Genomic DNA, 22919 nt, shown 5'->3' on the forward strand with positions numbered 1-22919 from the left:
TCCAGCTCGGTGACCTGTAATCGATAAGAAAGCAGTTGTAATAATGGATTTTTCGGTTTTCTGTCCCGTTTGCTGTGTTGATTCATGCTCGAAGTAATAAGCCCAGAGTAGACGAATCAGGTATTGCCAAGGCAATTACCCGAGTAAAGTTTACTTCCAGAGATTCTCTGGCATTTATATTGCTTCATATAATTTGACATCGGAAGGTGACCGCATGATGCGTGGCACACTATCCAAGGAGAACATTATGCGCAACAAACGGTTTTACTCTGGTGCTCTGGCGACAGTATTAACAACTGCGTTTTTGTTTCCAGCTCAACTCTATGCAACTGATGCCTCGGCAACAGCGACAAACACGAATACAGAAGGTACAAAGAAAATCCCTTTGGAAGATGTCCAGCGGTTTTCAAATGCCTTAAGTCAAATCAAAAAATATTATGTGAAACCAATTGACGATAAAGAACTTTTCGACAATGCCATTAAAGGGATGTTAAGCGGTCTGGATCCGCATTCCACTTATCTTGATGAAGATGCCTTCAAAGATTTGCAAACCTCCACCAGCGGAGAGTTCGGCGGACTGGGCATTGAAGTGACCATGGAAGAAGGCGTGGTTAAAGTAGTAACGCCTCTGGTGGACACGCCTGCTTACCGCGCTGGCATTAAGGCCGGTGACTATATTATCAAATTGGGCAGCCAATCCGTTCAGGGAATCACCTTGCAGGAAGCGGTTGATTTAATGCGCGGGAAGGCTGGGACAACCATTGATCTGACCGTTCTCAGGAAAGGTGAAAGCAAACCCCTGGTTTTTTCACTGGTTCGCGAGAAAATTCTTATCAAGAGTGTGAAAAGCAAACTGCTTGATGACAACTATGGTTACATACGTCTGACCCAGTTTCAGGCAATGACTGGCGATGATATGGAAAAAGCCATTGCCCAACTGAAACAACAGGCAGGCGGTAATTTAAAAGGCCTGATTCTTGACCTTAGAAACAACCCCGGAGGATTGCTGGATTCAGCCATTCAGGTTTCTGATGCGTTTCTGGATACGTCAAAAGACGGCAAACAGGAAATGATTGTCTATACCCAGGGCCGTTTACCTGGTTCCAAATTCACCGCGTTGGCCAATCCTGGTGACCTTTTGAATAATGCGCCAATGATTGTCCTTATCAACAACGGCTCAGCCTCCGCTTCCGAGATTGTGGCAGGTGCGTTGAAAGATAACAAACGGGCCATTATTGTCGGTACCCAAAGTTTCGGCAAAGGTTCTGTACAAACTATTCTGCCGCTGGATGATAAACGGGGAATCAAATTAACCACAGCGCTTTATTACACCCCTTCTGGTATCTCTATTCAGGCGAAAGGAATTACCCCTGATATCGTGATTGACGAAGTCACTGTGGCAAAAGATGATACAAAAGGCAACTTTACCGGGTTTTCCGAGGCTGATTTAAGTGGTCATCTGGCGAACACCAGTGAGCAATCTAAAAATACTGAGCAGTCAAGCAAGGATGATAAGACACTTCTCCATGAAGATTATCAACTGTATGCAGCCCTGACTATCCTCAAAGGCCTGGCTGTAGCGCGTAATTAATCTGAAAAAATCCCCGTGCAAGCGGGGATTTTTTTTCGTCCATCCTACCTGAATTTTCTTAATAAAACCTTAACCATTATTGCCTATAATTAACTCAAATTGAACAACTTATTGAGCAAATAATGGCAAAACAAAAACGTGAAATCAAGGCCCTGATTCGAGGTGATGCAGAAAGTGTGTGGCCTCAACTAATAGAACCCAGTCTCCAACAATCAAGACTAGCTGACAAAAAAAAACATAACCCTGAATCCTCATACTTCATTCTGAATAAACCTCGCAAGGAACTTAGCGAAGCAGAAAAAAAACGTGCAAAGATTGACCGAACTGGGGCTGTGGATGATTTAATCAATGAGAAAAAATCTCCCAATTTACATTTGATAAATGCGACCACTAGCCCTGACCGTGCGAATAATCACAAAGATGCGGATGTGCTTATTTATGTAGTCAATTTATCAAAGAACGATAATAATTTAGCTTCCATAGAATCCGATATTACTGCTGCTCTGAGAGTAATGAATCCTAGCACCAAGCTTGTTTTAGTGGGAACACATCCCGGCTGGCCAGCTGACAACTCTAAAAATACGAAGTTATTGAGAACGCTTCAGAATCGCTTTATAGATCGCACAAGCCAAATCGTTCCCGCGTTCAATATCCCGTCCAGAGGAAAAGAAGAAGAAATTGGCAAGTTTTTGGATCAACTATACCGCTTTGCGGAAGAAAAACCCGCTCCCCGTGCTCAAATGCAAAAGCCAATTCCTCCCTCTGCTCCATCATCAAGCACTTCGCCCCGATCAACTCAATCAGATCCGCGAGCGGAAGAGAAAGAAGCTGTTACTCTCACAAGGCATAAATATCCAAAATCCTACGGCGAAATGTGGAGTCGAACTGACAATCTGAGGCATTTAAGCGAAGATGAAAGGAAATTCCACTCTGCCTGCATTATTCTGAATGATTATGCCTTGCAAACCTCGGCTAAGGCTAGCAAGCTAACTCAATGGGGGCAGTTCTTCCGTCACCCTAAACGGCAGCATACTGAGCTTATCAATACATTTTTGGAAAAATATGAAGGTCCCAAAACGGTTGGTGCCCTATTAGAGAATCTTCAGGAAGCTCTGGAAAAAGAGATGGTCAAACCTTTCAATAAAAAAGGAAGTCTCGCCCGCCGTATGGATTATATTGAGGAACGATGCGGCATGACTGTAGAAAACGACACCAAGATCATTGATCATGAAAAAATTATTAATGCTTGGGAAGCCCGAGCAGCGGGACAGGAAGTTGAGAGGAAAGACAGCTTACGCTGATTAAACTCTTCGTCTTTGCGAACAAAGTAAAGCAATCCTTAAAGCAAACTCTAGGGAGGAGCTGGTTTAATAGCTACCTCCTCTTCCACCTCTGATAAATGCTGCAGGGCACTGCGAAACTTATCTGTTTTTTCAGCATCGATTTTTGCCTGTCCGGAATCAGGTAATGGAGAAGGTTCTGACTCCGGTCTCTCCTGCAAATGTAAATAGGCTTCCCGCAGGGCTTCACCATGCCTGACTTTTTCATCATCCTTAAATTGCTGGTAGGACTCCTTAATCGACATTTTATGAGAAATCACCGACTGGTTTAATACATAGCCGATGCTTTTGAAAAATGTGATGATGGCGTATAAAAGGCCGCGGCCATTGCTGGTTTTTGCTGCGATCTCCTGGAAATGCTTATTACTGTCCAGACTTCTTGCCTCTTGATAACGCGTCTCGATAGGAATAGTACCGTTACGAAAATCCTGCATTAATTTATGCCCGAATTCTGCCAGCTCTTCATTTTCTCCTGGTTTAAGTTTCTTCATGTGGTTATCAATGATTTCGGTCACACTCTCCACGAACCAGAAGGTCTTCCATCGGCTCTCCTGAATGTGATGAAGTCCTGCTTTCAGCTCAGTGATTGATAAACTGTCTGCCTTTCCCTCGCTGATTAGCCGTTCTCTGTTCTGTTGATAAAAGTTTCGCAGTTCATTGATGTATTGAGTATGAAATGGCTCATTCAAAGGGTTTCCTAAGTGACTTATGGCCGGGATGAATTCTCCCTCCAGCAGTCTTTCAAATTCCTTATCCAGGAGTTGAGCCTTGCGCTCAGCATAGGCTGCCGCATAACCTTGACCTAGTTCCTCCAGATAGCTTACTTTCTGTTCAAGCCCCTTTATCCTGAATTCAATATTTATTTTTTCCTGAGGTGCATCCGTCTTGCTTAATTCATCCTGTAATTGCGCGATGCGGTTCTCTGTTTCTTCTTTCAGAATATCAATAAACTGTGCCTGCTGAATAACCGCAAGCTTATCCTCATAAGGCATATCCAGTTCACTTAACATGGACTCAAAAAATACATTTAACTTCTGCATCACCGGGTGAATCATTACCCCCGGTTTTAGATAATAATTATCTTCAAACTGGCTAAGCTCAGCGAGTACGCCCTTAAACAATCCGGTTTTTAATTCAGCGGTTTGAGCCCTTGCAATAGTATTGGCTGTGTCTCCAAGCTCGCCTAATTGTTCACCAAACCGCTTAAGCTGGGCCAGCAAACCCTTCGATTTCCATAAGCCTTGCAACTGTGCTCCTTCAGTAAATTTTTCAAGCCCAGCAACAATCCCATCAATTTCTTTTTTCATCCTCTCTGGATTAGCCAATTCCTCCCGGCTATATCCCTTAAACCGTCGGTTCATATCCACTGGAAGATTAAAATAGTTAGACAACTGCTGTTGTTTATCCGCCACCAGCGCAGAGGCAGCGAATAAACTGTCGACACCTCGTTCTATATTCGACCTGGCCTCCTCCAGCCCCTCTCCGTCGAGTGATTGTGCCTGCGCAGGACTCACCAGGCCTCCATAAGAGGACAACACCTCTGAAACTGAAGCGTACTGTGCTTTTAACTCTGGCGTTAAGCTATTCAAGGCATCCCAGGCTGCTTTTAATTGCAAGGCAAGCTCTTTTAGCTTCATTAATTTACTCACGAGTGAGTCTTCATTACTCATTTTTTCAAAAGCATCCAGCGCTGTCCGCAAATTATATAAACCATTCTCCAGATTTTTAATCTGTTTAATTACCTTGGGATCAGCAGAATCATCTGCATAAGGCGGTGATTGAATTTTCTCATTCACCAGGGAAGATAAATTGACAAGACGCTTGTTTCTGACATATTCCTCTAATTTGCCAATCGATCCGGATAACTTCATTTCCTGAATGGCAGCAAAATTGCCCCTTAAATTATTAATTGAAGAAATGTTCACTGCGTTGAGTTTATCGATGACTGGCAAAGGCGTTCTTTCACTGTTAGCCATCCCAGATAAGATGGCCTTATAAGCCCTTATTTGCCCGGAAAAATCCGGATGGTTCAATTCGCTCTGGACTTTAGCTAATTCTGTCTTGTCACCTGAATTTAACGCGGCAGTAATTTTGTCATCGAGTTCAGCATTGATACTGTGGATTGTGGATTGTACCCGTAAATATCCTGCCCGAAGATTATCAAGTTTGCCCTCAGGAATATTCTCTGGATGCTCGCCCGCTTCCTCAAGAAGGCGGATGATAGCGGGTAATACCACGGCCAGATTATCCAGGGCATGCAAGCCCATAAGTCCCTGCCCCCGACGCTTAGCCGCAGAGCCTGAATCAATTGATATTTCCACATCCCTGGAAGCAAGGATTTGCCTGTAAGGCACTATCTTGCCTTTGAACTTCTCCACAATACTAGTCTGGGCTTCATTAATGATTTCGACTTTAAGCAGCTCCGCATTTTCCCTATCCCCATAGTACTTCAATACTTTTTGTTTCAGACCGCCGACCAGATTGATTTCACCGTGACGGTAATTATGGATATCGTTCATCAGTCCGCTAATATCGGCTTTTTTTAACTTCTCAACACCGCGCCAGAATCCGGCAAATCGGCCTTCAGCAGGAGGGGCTTCATCTGCATTTAATGATTTTACAATTAATTGATCTAACTCAATGTTGGATGCAGCAACCACCGTTTGTATGGCCTGATAAGACTGTTTTAATGCCTGTTTGTCTTCTGCAGCAATATCTCCCAGATTCTTGCCGGCGTATCTGGCGAGCAATTCAAAAAATTCCTTGGCTTTGTCTTTTTTAAATTCCAGCTCTTTTAATTCTGCATAAGAAGCAATACGTGACTCATCAAGAGCGCGGATCCTTCCCTGGACAATAAATGCTCTGGCCAATCCCATACTGGCTTCTTTCACAAGCGTTGGCGCATTCATTTCTGGCAGGTATTTGACCGCGGCAGATTGTGCAATGCGGGCTTCAATTGCAGCACGGAAATTAATTGCCTGCTCAACAATAGCATCAGAGATTGTTCCCTGCTTGAGATAATTACGACGTTCCAGTTCATCAGCAGCACTAATGAGAGCGGTTAATCCCTCACTTCCCCATTGGATATAAGCCTTCACTGTTTCCTCGGAAATATTATTTCCTTCAGCATTTATTTTTTCATATAGTTCTTTAAATCCCTGCAAAGCCTTTACAACCGCAGGGAAGGCTTTCAACACATTTTTTTCGCTGAATACCAGGTCAATAACCCGGCTCACAGCCTTCTGCTGTTCCTCAGATAACTTCAACTCATCTGCATTCTGTTGATTATCGGCATTCAATGCGGCTGACGCCGCATTGAGCCATCCAGGTAAATTATTCAATAGTCCACTTATAACATTTCCCTGCAAACTGCTTTTCTCTCCGGCATGAAGCGCATTGACTCCACCTCCCAATAGAAGGCCGGCACCTCCGGCCCAATCCAGATGGGCATACTTTTCTTCCAAGCCCAGTGCCTGAACAGCTGAGGCGAGATTATCGTATACTGGTTGAATGAGATCCCGGTTTTCCTGCAGCAAAAACCGGAGCTCAGGCACTGACTCATTGAAGCTGTCCAAAGCGAGGTAGAGATGGTAAAGATCATAGGCTATCTGTACAGGGTTACCCGCAATCCCGCTTGCGATTCCCCAATTACTGGAAAAGTCGATTCGTTCCCATACCTGGGCTTGAGCAGCTTTTTCTGCGTAATAAAGGCTGTTAACCAGTTTTTTAATGGAAGCGATTTGCGGCGGTTCATCATCAAGATCCGTGAAGGGTACCCCATCCTGGTTAGGTGTCAAGCGCTCGCTTACAGGCCGGCTTAAACTGACCTGCAACCGCTCGAGTAAACTAATACGGGCATTTTTAATCGTTTCAGCCAGGGAAACGGTTGGCGCAGGCTCAGTGATCATAATCGCTCAGAACTGTTCGTCATGCATAAATTATAGACAAAAGGGTTTTGACTTTTATGACTTACCGATACTAAATAACTGCCTGGAGGGATGGAGACTTGAGCAGACGTCCAGTATACTCTTTCTCCTGTAATTGTATTTGGCTTTTAGCTTTTGATATGCAAAGACTCATTAGTTGCGCGCTTTTACTAGGACTGGCTACTTCCGCTCAATCCAGTGTTGAACAGGTGTTCGATCAAGTTAGACAAGATCCCAATGCTTTATATGCTTTCCTAAAGGAAATGCCCAAGGGCGGCGAATTACACTACCATTTATCCGGCGGCGCTTATCCGGAAACCATGGTAAAACTGGCTTCTGAACAAGACTATTGCTTGGATCTCCAGACACTGAGTGTCGCTAAAATAACCGAAACCTGTAAAGGCATAAAAACCAGCCATATTTTCAAAAATCCTGAGTTATATGATCAGATCATCCGCAGCTGGTCAATGAAGAATTTTATAGCCGGTAAAGAATCCGGACATGATCATTTCTTCGCCACCTTTTTTAAATTTACCAATCTGGTGATGGATAATCATATTCCGCTTCTAGCCGAAGTGATTCAGCGTGCCGCTGACCAGCAGGAAGAGTACATTGAAGTGATGATGATGCCGGATTATGCGCGGTCAACGCTTGCCGCACCAGCACCCGATTTAAGCCAGGGCTATGAAAAAGCGAAAACGCAATTGCTTGCCAACCCCGCTTTTATGCAGGAAATTTCAAATACTGTAAAAGTCAGCGATCAGCTGCTGCCTGATACCCGAAAATTTCTTGGCTGCGAGAATAAACCGGAACAGGCGGCTTGCCTTTTAACCGTCAAGCTTCAGTATCACATCCTTCGCGAGCAGGAGCTGCCACAGTTTTTTATGCAAGCTTTACATGGTTTTGCTGCCGCCTCGCAATCCACGGCTATTGTGGCGATTAATGTGGTGCAGGCGGAAGATGGCATTATTTCGTTGAGGGATTATAAAAAACAGATGGAAGTGATTCATTTCCTGCATCAGCTTTATCCGCAGGTCCATATTGCCTTGCATGCGGGCGAGTTAAGCGGGGAAGACGTCATGCCTGAAGACCTGCGCTTTCATATAAGGGATGCCCTGCTGATTGGCCATGCCGAGCGGATTGGGCATGGCCTGGATATAGGCTTTGAAGATAATTCCCTGGATACCTTAAATTACATGAAAACTCGACAGATACCTGTTGAAATCAATTTAACCAGCAATGAAAAAATACTGAATATAACAGGTAAGGAACACCCTATTCATTATTATCTGGCTCATGATGTGCCAGTGGTCCTGTCTACTGACGATGAAGGTGTTTTGCGTACTGATTTGACCCGCCAATATGTTAAAGCCGTCATAGAGCATGATATTGACTATTCACAATTAAAAAATATGACTCGTAATGTATTAACTTATGCCTTTTTGCCAGGTAAAAGCCTGTGGGCTGACCCGGCTAAAGGAACACTGGTTAATGAATGCATGGATTTAAACAGCGCCGCTTGCGAAGCATTTGTGAAAAGGAGTGAAAAAGCCCATTTACAACGGGATCTGGAGCTTAAACTGGCAGCTTTTGAAAAACGCTTCGAAAGTTAATCAACAACAGGAAGGAATATATGTTAGGGAAAACAGTAGCTGCTACAAGCTTGATTTTGTCTTCATCACTTTGCCAGGCGGGATTTTATCTGGGAGCCAGCGTTGGACCAGAGGGCGCTGATTTCAGACAAAGGGCGCATGTTATCCGGCCTGGTACTTTTGACGTTATCGATAAAAACCATTTTTCCGGCACAGGCGTTTTTGGTTCAATCTTTGGCGGCTATCAGTGGCGATATCAACGTTACTCCCTTGGGGCCGAAGTGAATGGCAATTTGAGCTCCGTTGAATACGAACTGGAGAATAATGAATATATCCATCAGACTTTTGTTAAAACAACGTTTACTGTTAAACGAAGTGCAGGCGTCAGTTTGTTGCCAGGTTACTTTCTTTCAGAAAATACATTACTTTTTGGCCGGGTAGGTTATATCAATGGCCGGGTAAAAATTTCAGATTCAGATCCCACTATTCTTAGCCAAACTAAAAACCGCAGCGGGATCCGTTATGGCTTAGGGCTTAAACATGCCCTATCATCCAATTGGTGGTTAGTTCTGGATTACAGCCAAATCAATTATGAAGGGATTAAAAGCGCAGTCTTCGAGCCATTTGGCGGCGTGTTAAAACAAACCAAAATAACTGCCAATACGGCGCAAATGGGTTTGGGAATTATTTACGATTTCGACCAGCCTAAAGCCTATGTAAAATGAGATGTTAGAAAGTGTAGCCTTGATACAGCAAAGGCTACACCCCCTATATTAAGCGAAAGGATCCCGCCTGATAATCGTAGAATCACGTTCTGGCCCGGTGGAAAGCATATCGACGGGTATATCCAGTAATTCCTCAATCCGTTTCAGATAAGCCAGGGCGTTAGCCGGCATTTGCGACATGGATGTTAAATCAGCGGTGGACTCTGTCCAGCCAGGCAGCTCTTCATAGACCGGTTCCAGGCCTTCAAAGTCCTCTGCCGATTGCGGCGGACGGGTAAGCAACTGCCCATTTTTGTCGCGATAAGCTACTGCAATGCGCAGGGTCTCCAGGCCATCAAGCACATCGAGCTTGGTAAGGCAAAGCCCAGTAATACTATTGAGCTCAATGGAACGACGCAGCAATACAGCATCAAACCAGCCGCAGCGACGCGGACGCCCGGTAACTGCGCCAAACTCATGACCGCGCTCAGCCAGGCGCTTGCCAATATCGTCCTGCAGTTCAGTAGGGAACGGCCCTCCGCCCACGCGGGTAGTATACGCCTTGGTAATCCCCAAGACATAATCAAGATAACGCGGACCAAAACCGGCGCCATTTATAACACTGCCAACACAGGTATTGGAAGACGTTACAAAGGGGTAGGTTCCATGATCGATATCCAGGTAGACGCCCTGCGCGCCTTCAAACAGAATGGAATCGCCTTGTTCACGGTGAGTATGCAAAGCAGTAGTCACGTCGCAAACCATCTCTTTTAATTCTGCAGCCCAGATTTTGGCATCCCTTAACATGGGTTCCAGTTCTACTTCAGGCTGCTGGTAATAATGTTTGAGTACAAAATTATGATAATGCAATAATTCAGTCAGTTTGCGGACAAAGCGGTTTTCGTCGAATAAATCGCTGACTTTCAAAGCCCGGCGAGCCACTTTATCTTCATAAGCAGGCCCGATTCCACGCCCGGTGGTTCCAATGGCCTTACTGCCTTTCATAGTCTCGCGTGCTTTATCCAGGGCAACATGATAGGGCAGGATCAAAGGGCAGGCCTGGCTGATTTTAAGCCGGTCGCGGACATTAATACCCTTCCCTTCCAGTTCACGAATCTCAGCCAGCAGGGCTTCAGGGGAAAGAACAACGCCGTTGCCGATATAGCAGCTTACATGAGGTCTGAGCATGCCGGAAGGAATTAGCCGCAATACGGTTTTTTCACCATTGATTTTCAAGGTATGACCGGCATTATGGCCTCCCTGATAACGGACTACCACTTTTACGTTCTGGGTCAGCAAATCGACAATTTTACCCTTACCCTCGTCGCCCCATTGCGTACCAACTATTACAACATTCTTGCCCATAATCTAAACTCTTACTCTGTCAATTGGTGAATAATGGAGAGGAAAAAATCTCCAAGAAAAAAGGGTTAAGCGAACTTAACCCTCTTCAACAAAATCAAAGGAAAATTATATCAGTTTTTCTTCAGTGTATCATCATTTTTTACTAAAGAATGCCTAAAGTAGTCAAAAAAAGAACTGCTTTGATCAAGCACTAATAAGTCCTGTTTACTGGTGAAACTGGCCTCATACGCTTTCAGGCTGCGATAAAACTCAAAAAACTTTGGATTCTGTCCATAAGCCTGCGCATAGATAGTAGCAGCCTCGGCCTGCCCTTTTGCCCGGATAACCTGGCCTTCACTTTGTGCCTTAGCCAGCACCACAGTAACCTCAGCATCTGCTGCGGCCTGGATCGCTTCTGCAGCAGCCTGGCCATCCGCTCGATGTCGATTGGCAATTTTCTGCATATCGGCGCGCATACGCTGATAAATTGCGTTACTGGTGTTTGCAGGTAATTCAATGCCTTTGATTCTGACATCGACCACCTCAACCCCTAATCCGCGGGCTTGTTGCTCCGCTTTCTCGCGAAGTACATCGACAACATCGTCCCGGCCTCCGGACACCACATCAGAAATGGTTCGTTTTCCAAATTCGGCACGCAGCCAGGTGTTTAGCTGCTGTTCGAGCAGCGTTTCCGCCTTAAACTCATTGCCGCCGGTGGATTTGAAATATTGGGCAAGATTATCAATACGCCATTTCACATAATAATCGACGAGCACATCTTTCTTTTCCTTGGTCACAATCCGTGAAGATTTAATGTCCAGTGTCTGCAAGCGGGTATCAAACAATCGCACACTTTCAATAAATGGTGTTTTGAAATGTAAACCAGGCAGCAGTACCTTCACTTTATCCGTCTGCTTATCTATAACCAGTCGCCCCAGACGCAACAGAATTCCTTGCTGCCCCTGAGTCACAGTAAAAACGCTAGCCAATACTATTACCAGAATGAAGAAAGCCAGTACGACCAGGGTTGTTCTTAAAGCATTCATCTATCCATTCCTCCCTTGTCGATAAGTTTGTCTGAGTATCGGACGCGTGGTTGCATGATCATCATACTCGCCAGATGCGGAGCCCTCCTCCAGATTAGCGGCGACATCCTCCACAGCCGGTTTTGGTAGAGGCGACGTTACAGCTTCCCGACCCAGCTTATCCAGAGGCAGATAAAGCAGGTTACCCGATTTACCATCTACGATAATCTTGCTGCTCTTGCTTAGTACCTGCTGCACAGTATCCAGGTACATTCGTTCAGAAGTGACCTGCGGCGCCAGATTAAACTGGGGCAATAGTGCCAAGAACTCAGCGACTTCCCCTTTTGCTTTCAAGACGACTTGGGTTGCAAAAGCTTGCGCTTCTTCCTTGATACGTTGGGCATTCCCTTCCGCTATAGGCACTACTCGCGCTTTATAGGCAAAAGCCTGCTCTTTAAACCGTTTTTCGTCTTCCTGAGCTTTAATGGCATCATCAAAAGCATCCTGTACATTCTCAGGCGCCCTTGCTGGTTGCGGAGAGACGTTGACAATGACTACGCCTGTTTTGTAACTCTCCAGAATTTTAACCAGGGAATCCTGTACATTGGTTGCCCATGCCTCTCGACCCTCAGTAATAATCTCGTTTAAGGTCGTGGTTCCAACCACTTGACGCAGCGCACTGGAAGTAGCCTGTTGCAAACTTTCCTGGGGATCTACTGCATTAAAGAGATAGGCTTGCAGATCACCAATGCGATATTGAACTGCCAGGGATACTGAAACCAGATTCTCATCCTTGGTCAGCATATTCGCTGAATAGGAGTAGTCCGAAACACGCTCAACATTTCTGACTATTTTGGATTCAATTATACGTGGAATCCAGTGGGGGCCAGGCCCTACCGTTTCAACATATTTGCCAAAACGCAGGATCACTGCCTGTTCAGCAGGATCTACAATAAAAATTCCAGAAAGAGCCCATAGAGCAAAAATGACGAGCAAGGCCAGAAATGCCAGCATGCCAGCGCTTTTTCCGGGAACGCTCGAACCAGGGTCGCCTTCTTCTTCAGAGTTACCACCGCCCAGGAGAGTCCTTTTTAATTTCTCCTGAAAGCGTTTGAGGGCTTCATCCAAATCAGGCGGCTGATTCTGACCATTCCATTGATTTTTGTCTTTCTCTTTGTCTGGTTCTTTCCATCCCATTGAGTTCTCCACCCTATACATAAAGCTAGGATTCTAGGGCTTGCCAGCAGTTTAAGCAAGCACCTTAAAAGATCTTGCGAAACGCAGTCTGACTGAACGCTCCGCGAGAATCGATTTATAGCTTATGATGGAGATACCATAAAGGTTTGCCGTTCTTTTTCTTCTTCTTCCTTGGCAATTCGATTAAGGATTTCTTCAAATCGATCATCTCCCAGCTCCGGTTTGCCTCTGTGGACACCCGTTTGCTGCCCTTCTATAGCCTGGTACACTCTCTGGGTGCGCGTATTATGACCTTCAGGGGAGTTGGCATAAAATTTGACCTGATCCCAGCTGGTAAATCGCCCTTCACCCAAATTCCAGAATCCTGTTGCCCAGCGCTTTGTGCAACAGGAACGGTCTCTGTCTTCATAAAACAGGCGGGTAAAGACAGCGAGCTTGACTTCATCGCTAATAAAGCGCCGATCTTTCTTGGCTGGGTCAATAGCGCCTTCCTGCTCTTTTTTTCGATATTTCAAAGTCGACTGTAAGACCAAATCTTCCATTTTTTTTGTAATATTCCCAGGAGTACTAAATAAAAAACGGAAGGGATTAGAGCTGGCTGGATAGAATATGTTGTGCCAGGGGCTGTTTTGAGCGTGTAATTGACGAATAATTACCTGTGAACGTTTAAAGCTTTTTTTGGCATAATCTGTAATTTCATCAGCAATTTGTTCGCGATACTTACTAATCAACTCCTGGTGGACTTTATTCTCTGGTACTGCCGCGCCTCGGCATATCAGCATGGCAATCCCAGCAAGCAAAGCGTCTTTTCTACTTTTATCCTTTTCCTTGCTTAATTGCTGACAAAGTATATTAATGGGGCGATCCCTGGTCTTCCCAGCAGGATCCTGGATTAAGTCATCCACACCCGCTGCGATGGATTTAACCTTAAGCAGTACCTGTAGGGAATCTATCTTCGCATAATGAACCGCAATAACAAAGGGAGTCGTTCTTGCAGGATTGAATGAAATTTCAGGATCTGCTCCACTGTCAATCAAAATTTTGACAGCCTCTGCCCAATCATCCCTGACTGCCTGATGAATGGCCGCATTTGCCACTTGAGACTTATTGGCAATTTTAAACAGAGTAGGCTCATCCAGGTTTGGCTTGCGTTGTAATAGTAACAGAAGGCTATCCCTGTCACGCGCCTGCACAGCACGCGCCAGCAAGCTGTAGCCGCTGCGGTCGGTACTGTCAATCATGCGCATCCCTCCTGGGTTGTTTTTTTGGCCATGTTCCTCAACTATCACGCGAAAAGCCGGCCCCTCACCCTCACCAAAAACTTTCTCTTTATGCATTTTTTCAAAAGGAATGAAGTGGTTCAAGAGCGTAGGAATTAAATCAAATTTTCGATGCTTGAATGCAAAATGAATGGGCTTGCCCGTGATGAAATTATCGTAGGGTAATAAATACTCAATCAAGGGTGTTAAATTTAAGTCCTCAGAGTGATGTTTAAAAATCAGATAATTAAGCAGAGTAAAATTTTCTTTTGCATCTGTCTGATAATATTGCTGGGCGAACTCTTTCAATCTCTCTTTAGTCAGTTCTTTCTTATCTTTTTTTCCTTCCCTCTGCTCCTTCCTGGTCTCCATCGACTTCAGAAACTCTATAAAGGGCTGCAATCCTTCCTCTTTTGATGCCTCCAGCACTGCATCCAGTTCACTGAAATTTATCATTTTTGATCATCCTCTCTTCACTATTATATACAGGAGCCATTTTTAGAAGCATCTTACACAGGCTGAGGTCGAAGTTCAAAAATTCTTTACGATTTAGCAAAAAATCAATCACGGTAGGCTGGGTTGTAAAGCCCAGCATCACAATTTCTAATTCAGGACAGGTTATTTCTTAACAAAAATCAAATCCCATACACCATGCCCCAATCCCTGGCCTCGCTTTTCAAATTTGGTAACGGGCCGTGTTTCCGGTCTGGGGGAAAATCCACCCTCGCTCATACTATTGATCAGCGATTCTTCCGCGGATAGCACTTCAAGCATTTGCTGCGCATAGTCTTCCCAATCGGTGGCACAATGAATGAATCCTCCCGGCTTGAGTGCACCGACCATGGTTTTAACAAGTTCGGGCTGAACCAGACGGCGCTTGTGATGCCGTTTTTTTGGCCAGGGGTCGGGAAAGAAAATCTGTATACCCGCCAGACTATCGGGCGGAATCTGCTGTTTAAAAATCTCTACTGCATCATGAACCACAATACGCAGGTTTTCGATTTTTTCCTCATGGACATCCGCAAGAAGGCTTCCCACCCCCGCGCGATGGACCTCAATACCAAGGAAGTTCTGCTCTGGATGGGCTTTGGCCATTGCCAGCAATGAGGCTCCCATTCCAAACCCAATCTCCACAACGGTTTCAGCCTCCCGCTTAAACAAATCAGCCCAATTCCAGTAAGAGCCGGTGAATGGGACTTCATAGTACTGAAGCAAATTATCCAGGGCTGATTGCTGCCTGTTACTGATGCGGCCAGCCCTCAGCACATAGCTTTTAATGGTACGTTTCATAAAACATCTGATGCTAGTAGAAAGACGCGGGAGTATAGCAAAAAAGAAAGAGACTCGACCACTCTCCTGAAAAAGGATATAATTTGCGATCTTTGGTCTACAAGGCACTTTTTGATTGCATAATTTGCCATTTTTTGCTATAAAAGCGCTCTTGTATTATCCCCGGCTGATTTGTGGCTTCTGCCTTTAATTCAAGCCCAGCTAGATGTATATCTACAGAACCTTTGGAGCAACACTATGTCAAGAGTATGTCAGGTGACTGGCAAGCGACCAATCACTGGTAACAATGTTTCGCATGCCAACAATAAAACCCGCAGACGTTTCCTGCCGAATATTAAACGACGCCGTTTCTGGTTTGAAGAAGAACAGCGTTTTGTTACACTCAAAGTCAGCACTAAAGGTCTCCGTACTATTGACAAGCTGGGTATTAAAGCAATTGTTGACAAGCTTAGAGCCCAAGGCGAAAAAGTTTAACTGACTGAGGAACTATAAAAGATGGCAAAGAGCAAAACCAGGATTAAGGTTAAATTAGTGTCCAGCGCAGGAACCGGCCACTATTACACAACCATTAAAAATCCCCGCACCACCACTGACAAACTTATACTCATGAAATACGATCCCGTGGTTCGTAAACATGTAGAGTATAAAGAAGGTAAAATTAAATAAATTAAAAAGGCCTCTGTTGAGGCTTTTTTTTTTATCATCTGCCTTACAGATGCATCCCCTACCTCAAAATGACAAACTAAAGGAAAAAAGTTTTGCCCCTTGTGTAGACAGCTACTGGATAATCCAAGTGGATCAGTTAAACTTACTATATAAAAGCGGGTAAACAAAGAGGATTTGAATGAAACCATCGTTGCAGCTCAGTATTAGTCAGCAGCTGACATTGACCCCACAGTTACAACAGGCAATTCGCCTGCTTCAATTATCCACACTGGATTTGCAGCAGGAAATTCAACAGGCAGTTGAATCAAATCCCATGCTGGAAGCTAGCCCTAATGATGAGAAAGATGATTCCCGACTAGAAACAGAAAGACAGGTTCCTGATGAATTTGCCGATTTTCAGTGGTCTCAGCTTTATTCTAACAGTGGAAAACGCAGTCTTTTTGAAGACAATGACTTAAATTATGACAATCTTCACTGCACCACAACCAATCTGCAGGATCATTTGCGCTGGCAGCTTGAATTAACGCCTATGAGCGATGTAGATCGGGTAATTGCCACCGCTATTATCGATGCAATTGATAATGATGGTTTTTTAACGCAAAGCCTCGCGGAACTGCATAATAGCCTTGATAGTGAAAGCCATCCTCTGGAGCTTGATGAAATTGAGGTTGTGCGCCATCGCTTACAGCATTTTGATCCAGTAGGCTGCGCCTCGCTTAATCTCGCGGAGACCCTGTTAATACAGCTCGAGCAATTACCTGAAGAAAATAGTGATGTCACATTGGCCAAGGAGGTCATTCGAAACAGCATTGAATTACTGGGCCAGCATAACTATCGACAATTGATAAAAAATCATCAGATTACGGAAGAACAACTTAATCGTGCTTTACAGATTATACAAAAACTCAACCCCAAACCGGGTAATCTCATTCAGGAAGAAATTACTGAATACATTATTCCTGACGTTATTGTAAAAAAAATAGAAGGTAAATGGCAGGTTTTCCTAAACCATAATACCCTGCCTCGCTTATCAATTAATAATCAGTATGCTTCCTTAATTCAAAGGGCAGACAATAGTCCGGATAACCAGTTTCTAAAAAACAATTTGCAGGAAGCGCGCTGGTTTTTAAAAAGTATTCAAAGCCGTCAGGAAACTTTGCTAAAAGTGGCCAGCTGCATTCTTGATTATCAGATGGACTTCTTTGAACATGGTGAAGAAGCCATGAAACCATTGATTCTTAATGATGTTGCACAAGCTCTGGATATGCATGAATCCACAATTTCCCGGGTCACTACACAGAAATTTATGCATACCCCAAGAGGTGTGTTTGAACTTAAGTATTTTTTCTCCAGCCACGTTGCAACTGCTGCCGGCGGAGAATGCTCATCAACGGCCATTCGAGCTGTCATCAAAAAACTGATTGCGGCAGAGAATAGAAGGAAACCCTTAAGCGACAGTAAAATTGCTGAGCTTATTGAACAACAGGGAATTCAGGTTGCCCGCCGTACGGTAGCGAAATATCGCGAAGCGATGGGGATCCCCCCTTCCAATGAAAGAAAAAGTATTTCATAATGTAGTTGTAATCACAGAAGGAGAAATGTTATGGAGATTAACTTTACAGGCCATAATGTTGATGTCACCTCTGCTTTAAGAGACTTTACCAAAAGTAAATTCAATAAGCTCGAGCGTCATTTTGACAAAATTACGGTGGTTAATGTCGTTTTCGATATTGAGAAACTGATGAAAATCGCTGAAGCCACTATCCTCGTTGCCAAAGCTGAATTTCATGCACGTGCCGAATCTGAAGACATGTATGCAGCCATTGACGTATTAGTCGATAAACTCAACCGTCAGCTGATAAAACACAAAGAAAAAATTCAAACTCATCGCGAGTAAATCAGAATGATTAAACTAAATCGGGCCTGGAGCCCGATTTTTTTTGTTTAAAGCTACTACTCGTCATTGCGAACGAAACCCCGTCATTGCAAGCCCTGGTGAAGCAATCCAGTATCAGCACTCATTCATGCTCCGCTCTGGATTGTTTCGCTATGCTCGCAATGACGAGAAACAGTAATTACTCCATCTCCCCAGTATATTCACCAAAGCAAGCCATGCTATTTAATTTAGCACGCTTTAACAGAGCAGCCTGCGCTTTCTCAACATTCTCCATTTTACCCTTCCAGGCCTGCAAGCAATCTTCTTGCAATGCCCTGCCGTAAGAGAAGCTCAACACCCAGGGTTGATAGCCCGTGCTGTTAATCGCATTCAGATTGGCAGTCGCCTGTTCTGGAGTCTGGCCGCCAGAAAGGAAATTAATTGTGGGAACGGCTGCGGGTACCATATTACGGAATACACTGATAGTGTAGTCAGCAACTTCTTCAGGAGAAGAGAATGGATTATGCTTTTTACCACTGGTAATCATACTGGGCTTCAGAACAATATTTTCCAATTCGACCTGATGGATGAAAAGCGAATGGAACAGTTCGTGTAAAACCATTTCTGTGGCTTGTGCACAATGCTCAATATCATGATCGCCATCCATTAATACTTCAGGCTCAACAATTGGCACAATTCCGGTAGCCTGGCAAATTGATGCATAACGAGCCAGCATTTCAGCGCCTGCCTTGATTGCAGTTAAGCTGGGTGTACAGTCGGAAATAGAGTAAACGTTACGCCATTTGGCAAAACGAGCGCCCAGTTTTTTGAAATGAGCCAAACGCTCAGCCAGACCATCAAGACCCTGGGTTACTTTTTCATCATTGGTATTAGGTAAGCTGATTAAGCCTTTATCAACCTTAATACCGGGTACAATCCCTTTGGCAGCAAACAATTCAGGAACAGAAACGCCATTCTGATCACGATGCGTAAAGGTCTCTTCAAACAGAATTACACCATTGACATATTGCTCCAGACCTTCTGTATTAGCCAGCAACAAACGGTAGTCACGGCGATTTTCTTCGGTATTTTCCAAACCGATGGACTCAAATCGCTTGCCAATTGTGCCACTGCTTTCATCAGCGGCCAAAATGCCTTTACCATCTTGTAAAAGTATATCCATGGTTGTCACCAACTCATCATAATTCATAGCAGTTTCATCTCCTCATCGTTTAGTACAGGACGGCTTCAAGTCTTCATCGTGAAATATATTTTTCACGAATGACCTGTTGAGTAGCAAATCCCGTTGATTTTAACAGTTCAAATGACTCATCGATCATACCCGGATTTCCGCATAAATAAACTATATCTTCTTGCGGATTCAGACTTAATTCGGAAAAAGCATGCTGCACATAACCCCTAAATTGATGGCTTAACAGAGACTCATTATGCGCCCTGCTTAGCTGTGCGCGGAAAATAACCTGCCTGGGGAAATCTTTCGCTAATGCCAGAAATTCCTTTTCGTAGAGAACGTCTTCAGGGGTTTGTGCTCCCAGCATGATGACAATTTTCAGATTGGGGTTTTGTTGCAACCGCTGTCTTAATACTGGAAGCATTGCGCGATAAGGAGTTACACCCGTACTGGTAGCGACCAGTACGTAACGCTGTGGTAATTCATCCTTAAGAATCAATCTACCAAATGGGCCGCTGATCTGGATTACATCGTCAGGCTGCAAATTGAATAAAAGCGCAGTGCCCGGGCCATTTTCGACATAGCCTGCTGCAAATTCAATGCGATTGTCTTGCGCGGGGACATTGGCGATACTATAACTACGTTTAAGCTGTTTTCCGTCCTTTTCGAAATGAATAGTAATAAACTGGCCCGGTAAATAATTAAAGGGCGGATTATGTTGAAGTTCGAATATAAAATGCTTTACTTTTGAAGACAGCATGAAAGCATCGGTTAATCTGGCAGAAATTGTTTTGGCTTGCATGGTTTGGCTACCCGATAAAAAAAACCTTAATATAGTAAAAAATTTGAATTTGCAAGAGATCTCATTTTAAAAAGTATATAATTAAACCATGAATAGTACAGATTTGATACAAATGATCGCCAATTTAAGTCGATCGCTCTTTCCCGTACAATCCCTGATTTCTGGGTTGGCTTATATGCTAGGCATTTTATTTTTCATAACTGCAATCATGAAGCTGCGAAAAATTGGAGATTATCGCGCCAATTCCTCTTCGCAGGAAAAAATGTTTGGCCCAATTGCCTATATTGTTGGCGGAGCTGCCTTGCTCTTCCTTCCCTCCGCAGTCACATCCTTATCCAATACCGCCTTCGGGGTTGGCAACATTTTACAATACGCCAATTATAATCCCACCAATATTTATAGCTCAATGGACCTGCTTATCCGCACAGCGGGTCTGATCTGGTTTGTTCGCGGGGCAGTGCTGTTAACCCATGCCAGTGAACCAGGCGTACAGGATGGACCTAAGGGCCTGGCTTTTCTTGCAGGCGGTGTGTTTGCCATGAATTTTGATAATACTATTGCATTTGCCGGCTGGATAGTAAATCAATTAACCTCTTTAGCCTTATCCTTCCGCTATGTATAGCCAGGGTGGTTAGCTATTCGTCTTCCTTACAGATTTTCAGATTATTTTCTTTAGCAAAATCCATAATTGCCTGGTAAACCTGCGGACTGGTTTCCTTTAGCCTGGGATCAAGCAAAACACATTTATAACCTTCTGCGTTAACGCTGGGCTGTAACAGGGGGGAATAACGTATACGACGATTTTTAAAACTGGCCAAAGTACCGCTCATCCGCTCAGCCCAATCGCTGGGACGAAATGTTTTACCCTGATGGGTTACACCTTCGATCACAATTTTTTTATCATCAGATTCGGACATTTCAAACGCATAAACAAAACAGTATGCCTATTATAGCATCATATTGATAAAACAACGACTAGTTGTTACCCATTCATTTGGGTGCTGCACCCAGTGATGAATTGCTAACCGTCGATTATAGCAAAATTATTAGAAAAGGATAATCATGGCGGTATACTTGCCAATTATGCTAGGATGATGGAATTTTTAGGCAGCAGGTATTAGCAGTGAACCCCAAAGAGAGTCATTCAGGGATATATTTACTACCCAATCTATTCACAACAGCAAGTTTATTTGCGGCGTTTTATTCAATCGTAGCCTCCTTAAAAAATCAATATGAAGCGGCTGCTATTGCTATTTTTATTGGCATGATAGCCGATGGGCTGGATGGCCGTATTGCGCGTCTGACTAATACACAAACGTCTTTTGGCGCTCAATACGATAGCCTGTCAGATATGGCAACTTTCGGGGTGGCGCCTTCATTACTGGTTTACAGCTGGGGGCTTGATCGCCTGGGTAAAATTGGCTGGCTGGTGGCTTTTGTGTATACGGCAGCAGTCGCTTTGAGATTGGCTCGCTTTAATACTCAGGTGGGTATAGCCGATAAACGCTATTTTCAAGGCCTGGCCTGCCCACCGGCGGCGGCAATTGTTTCCTCTTTCGTATGGCTCTGTTATCAAAATGAGTTTAATCACATTTCCATTGTCATCCTGACCGCAGTCATTACTGTGCTTACAGCGGTGCTGATGGTGAGTAATATACGTTACTACAGTTTTAAAGAAGTGGATTTTAAGGGTAAAGTGCCCTTCTTATATTTACTGATTACGGTTATTTTGTTTGTTGCAATCGCCGCCAATCCCTCTGTGGTCCTGTTTGCAGGATTTGTTCTCTATGCCCTTTCAGGACCTTTTCAACTTCTAATATTGCTGCGTAGAAAACGACGCTTTGAAAAACAGCCTCCGGCGGAGTGAGGAAAATTACCTCCTCATCCAGCCCCGCATCTCCGGGACTCATCTCCGAATCTCCGCGGCAGCGCCCAAACCGAATCCCCGCGGCAGCGCCCAAACCGAATCCCCGCGGCACCGACCAACCGAATCCCCGCGGCACCGACCAACCGAATCCCCGCGGCACCGACCGCGGGGCCCATGTCTGGTGTCCGAACATGCTCTTCAGATGAATCCAATGTTGCCGAAAATAGCAATTAAACGCAGTTTGAAACAAATCTTTCAAACATTATCCTTAAAATGCAAATCCAATATTTTAAATTGGCTGCGTGTGGGTCCCGCGGTCGGTGCCGCGGGAATTCGGTTTGATCGGTGCCGCGGGAATTGGGTTGGCTGCCGCGGGAATTCGATTATTGCAAGAGTCAATCAGGGAGAAGCGCGGTCTACTCCGGTTCCCCAAAGCGATTATTTATCAATGCCACCAGCGCCTTTTCCATTTCCGCCTCATCCGGACCATTAATTTCCAACTCCAACTCGCTGCCTTGACCACCTGCTAACATCATTACTCCCATGATGCTTTTGCCATTAACCGTTTTTTTGTTATACGTCACGTCAATCTGACTTTGATACCGTGCAGCTAAAGCAACGAATTTAGCAGAGGCTCTGGCGTGTAAGCCCAGCTTATTAATAATTTTTACTGTAATTTTGATCATAAACTCTCAATCGCAATGAAACTGTTATCGACGTTTGAACCCGGCGTGTTCGACGCTTCTATTAATAAATTAAAAAGCGCTTTTTCACAAGTCAGTCCGCGGCATATTCTGCAAAATTCCTGATCAGAAAACTGAACAATGATCTCTCGCAATAATTTCAGATGATATTCGCTTTGATTCTCAGGTACGGCCAGGGCAATAATCAGATCCGAAAGCTGTCTATCCTCAGCACAAAAATCAACAGGATGCAGTAAGCGGATAAAGCAGGCACGAACCCTGTTGAGACCTGGAACCCGGACATGCGGGATAGCGATTCCATGGCCAATTGCGGTACTTCCCAAAGCTTCACGCTTCCAGTAAGCGCTAAACAATTCCTCCCGGTTTAACTCAGAAAAATTGTCGCTTAATAACTGGCTCACTTTTTGGAATACGGCCGCTTTACTTTTTGAACTGGAGTCAACATTGACACAATCAGGGGTGATTATCTGAGCTAAAAACATGCACGCCTCTCCCAATCAGCAGGAGAGTATTTTACTTGGACTGGATACTGAGCACAATCTGT

Annotated in this window: 21 protein-coding genes; 10 read left to right on the top strand and 11 right to left on the bottom strand. The window is 44.4% G+C overall.

Annotated elements, in window-relative coordinates; genetic code table 11:
• Positions 1-247: 247 nt before the first annotated feature.
• Together DYH42_RS12345 and DYH42_RS12350 are read left to right on the top strand one after the other, a co-directional pair.
• Positions 248-1591, top strand: a complete 1344-nt coding sequence (locus DYH42_RS12345; protein WP_058522510.1) for a S41 family peptidase — start codon at positions 248-250, stop codon at positions 1589-1591.
• Positions 1592-1713: 122 nt separating this feature from the next.
• Complete coding sequence (locus DYH42_RS12350; protein WP_058522511.1) at positions 1714-2892, top strand: hypothetical protein; 1179 nt, start codon at positions 1714-1716, stop codon at positions 2890-2892.
• 50 nt (positions 2893-2942) lie between these two features.
• Here DYH42_RS12350 and DYH42_RS12355 read toward each other — a convergent pair whose 3' ends face one another.
• Positions 2943-6839 carry a hypothetical protein gene (locus DYH42_RS12355; protein WP_058522512.1) on the bottom strand — a complete coding sequence of 1299 codons (3897 nt, stop codon included), beginning with the start codon at positions 6837-6839 and terminating at the stop codon, positions 2943-2945.
• 158 nt (positions 6840-6997) lie between these two features.
• On the opposite strand from DYH42_RS12355, the gene DYH42_RS12360 reads away from it, so the two are divergent.
• Both DYH42_RS12360 and DYH42_RS12365 read left to right on the top strand, forming a co-directional pair.
• Positions 6998-8470 carry an amidohydrolase family protein gene (locus DYH42_RS12360; RefSeq protein WP_058522513.1) on the top strand — a complete coding sequence of 491 codons (1473 nt, stop codon included), beginning with the start codon at positions 6998-7000 and terminating at the stop codon, positions 8468-8470.
• A 20-nt stretch (positions 8471-8490) separates the two neighbouring features.
• The gene (locus DYH42_RS12365; protein ID WP_058522514.1) at positions 8491-9174 is read left to right on the top strand and encodes an outer membrane protein; all 684 of its coding nucleotides are present in this window, start codon (positions 8491-8493) and stop codon (positions 9172-9174) included.
• Positions 9175-9222: 48 nt separating this feature from the next.
• On the opposite strand, the gene DYH42_RS12370 is transcribed toward DYH42_RS12365, so the two are convergent.
• The 5 genes from DYH42_RS12370 to trmB form a co-directional block, all read right to left on the bottom strand.
• On the bottom strand, positions 9223-10518 hold the full coding sequence (locus DYH42_RS12370) for an adenylosuccinate synthase (RefSeq protein ID WP_058522515.1): 1296 nt from the start codon (positions 10516-10518) through the stop codon (positions 9223-9225).
• Between the two features lie 110 nt (positions 10519-10628).
• Entirely contained in the window at positions 10629-11543 is a 915-nt protein-coding gene (gene hflC / locus DYH42_RS12375; protein ID WP_058522516.1) for a protease modulator HflC, read from the bottom strand.
• Positions 11544-12719 carry an FtsH protease activity modulator HflK gene (hflK, locus tag DYH42_RS12380; protein WP_058522517.1) on the bottom strand — a complete coding sequence of 392 codons (1176 nt, stop codon included), beginning with the start codon at positions 12717-12719 and terminating at the stop codon, positions 11544-11546. It abuts the gene before it with no gap.
• Positions 12720-12841: 122 nt separating this feature from the next.
• On the bottom strand, positions 12842-14434 hold the full coding sequence (locus DYH42_RS12385; RefSeq protein ID WP_058522518.1) for an ankyrin repeat domain-containing protein: 1593 nt from the start codon (positions 14432-14434) through the stop codon (positions 12842-12844).
• Between the two features lie 162 nt (positions 14435-14596).
• The gene (trmB, locus tag DYH42_RS12390; RefSeq protein ID WP_058522519.1) at positions 14597-15268 is read right to left on the bottom strand and encodes a tRNA (guanosine(46)-N7)-methyltransferase TrmB; all 672 of its coding nucleotides are present in this window, start codon (positions 15266-15268) and stop codon (positions 14597-14599) included.
• 237 nt (positions 15269-15505) lie between these two features.
• Here trmB and rpmB point away from each other — a divergent pair, with 237 nt between their 5' ends.
• The 4 genes from rpmB (at position 15506) to hpf (ending at position 17831) form a co-directional block, all read left to right on the top strand.
• A complete protein-coding gene (gene rpmB, locus DYH42_RS12395; RefSeq protein WP_058522520.1) occupies positions 15506-15742 on the top strand; it encodes a 50S ribosomal protein L28 in 237 nt (78 codons plus the stop codon).
• A gap of 21 nt (positions 15743-15763) precedes the next feature.
• Positions 15764-15934, top strand: coding sequence for a 50S ribosomal protein L33 (gene rpmG / locus DYH42_RS12400; protein ID WP_058522521.1), 171 nt, complete (start codon positions 15764-15766; stop codon positions 15932-15934).
• 178 nt (positions 15935-16112) lie between these two features.
• Positions 16113-17507, top strand: coding sequence for an RNA polymerase factor sigma-54 (locus tag DYH42_RS12405; protein WP_058522522.1), 1395 nt, complete (start codon positions 16113-16115; stop codon positions 17505-17507).
• 30 nt (positions 17508-17537) lie between these two features.
• Positions 17538-17831, top strand: coding sequence for a ribosome hibernation-promoting factor, HPF/YfiA family (hpf, locus tag DYH42_RS12410; protein WP_058522523.1), 294 nt, complete (start codon positions 17538-17540; stop codon positions 17829-17831).
• 178 nt (positions 17832-18009) lie between these two features.
• Here hpf and DYH42_RS12415 read toward each other — a convergent pair whose 3' ends face one another.
• Both DYH42_RS12415 and DYH42_RS12420 read right to left on the bottom strand, forming a co-directional pair.
• Positions 18010-19020, bottom strand: a complete 1011-nt coding sequence (locus DYH42_RS12415) for a class I fructose-bisphosphate aldolase (RefSeq protein ID WP_058522524.1) — start codon at positions 19018-19020, stop codon at positions 18010-18012.
• Between the two features lie 46 nt (positions 19021-19066).
• Positions 19067-19804 (bottom strand): FAD-binding oxidoreductase, encoded by a 738-nt coding sequence (locus DYH42_RS12420; RefSeq protein ID WP_058522525.1) that lies wholly within the window; start codon positions 19802-19804, stop codon positions 19067-19069.
• An 88-nt stretch (positions 19805-19892) separates the two neighbouring features.
• Between DYH42_RS12420 and DYH42_RS12425 the strand changes: the two genes are divergently transcribed.
• Entirely contained in the window at positions 19893-20426 is a 534-nt protein-coding gene (locus DYH42_RS12425) for a hypothetical protein (RefSeq protein WP_058522526.1), read from the top strand.
• A 13-nt stretch (positions 20427-20439) separates the two neighbouring features.
• On the opposite strand, the gene DYH42_RS12430 is transcribed toward DYH42_RS12425, so the two are convergent.
• Complete coding sequence (locus DYH42_RS12430; protein WP_058522527.1) at positions 20440-20721, bottom strand: DUF3579 domain-containing protein; 282 nt, start codon at positions 20719-20721, stop codon at positions 20440-20442.
• Between the two features lie 206 nt (positions 20722-20927).
• Here DYH42_RS12430 and pssA point away from each other — a divergent pair, with 206 nt between their 5' ends.
• Entirely contained in the window at positions 20928-21671 is a 744-nt protein-coding gene (gene pssA, locus DYH42_RS12435) for a CDP-diacylglycerol--serine O-phosphatidyltransferase (RefSeq protein ID WP_058522528.1), read from the top strand.
• Positions 21672-22087: 416 nt separating this feature from the next.
• On the opposite strand, the gene DYH42_RS12440 is transcribed toward pssA, so the two are convergent.
• Together DYH42_RS12440 and DYH42_RS12445 are read right to left on the bottom strand one after the other, a co-directional pair.
• Entirely contained in the window at positions 22088-22357 is a 270-nt protein-coding gene (locus DYH42_RS12440; protein WP_058522529.1) for an HPr family phosphocarrier protein, read from the bottom strand.
• Positions 22354-22857 (bottom strand): PTS sugar transporter subunit IIA, encoded by a 504-nt coding sequence (locus tag DYH42_RS12445; protein WP_058522530.1) that lies wholly within the window; start codon positions 22855-22857, stop codon positions 22354-22356. The genes DYH42_RS12440 and DYH42_RS12445 overlap by 4 nt, the downstream gene beginning before the upstream one ends.
• Between the last annotated feature and the right edge of the window lie 62 nt (positions 22858-22919).

This window comes from Legionella birminghamensis, assembly GCF_900452515.1.
GTDB classification, from domain to species: Bacteria; Pseudomonadota; Gammaproteobacteria; order Legionellales; family Legionellaceae; genus Legionella_C; species Legionella_C birminghamensis.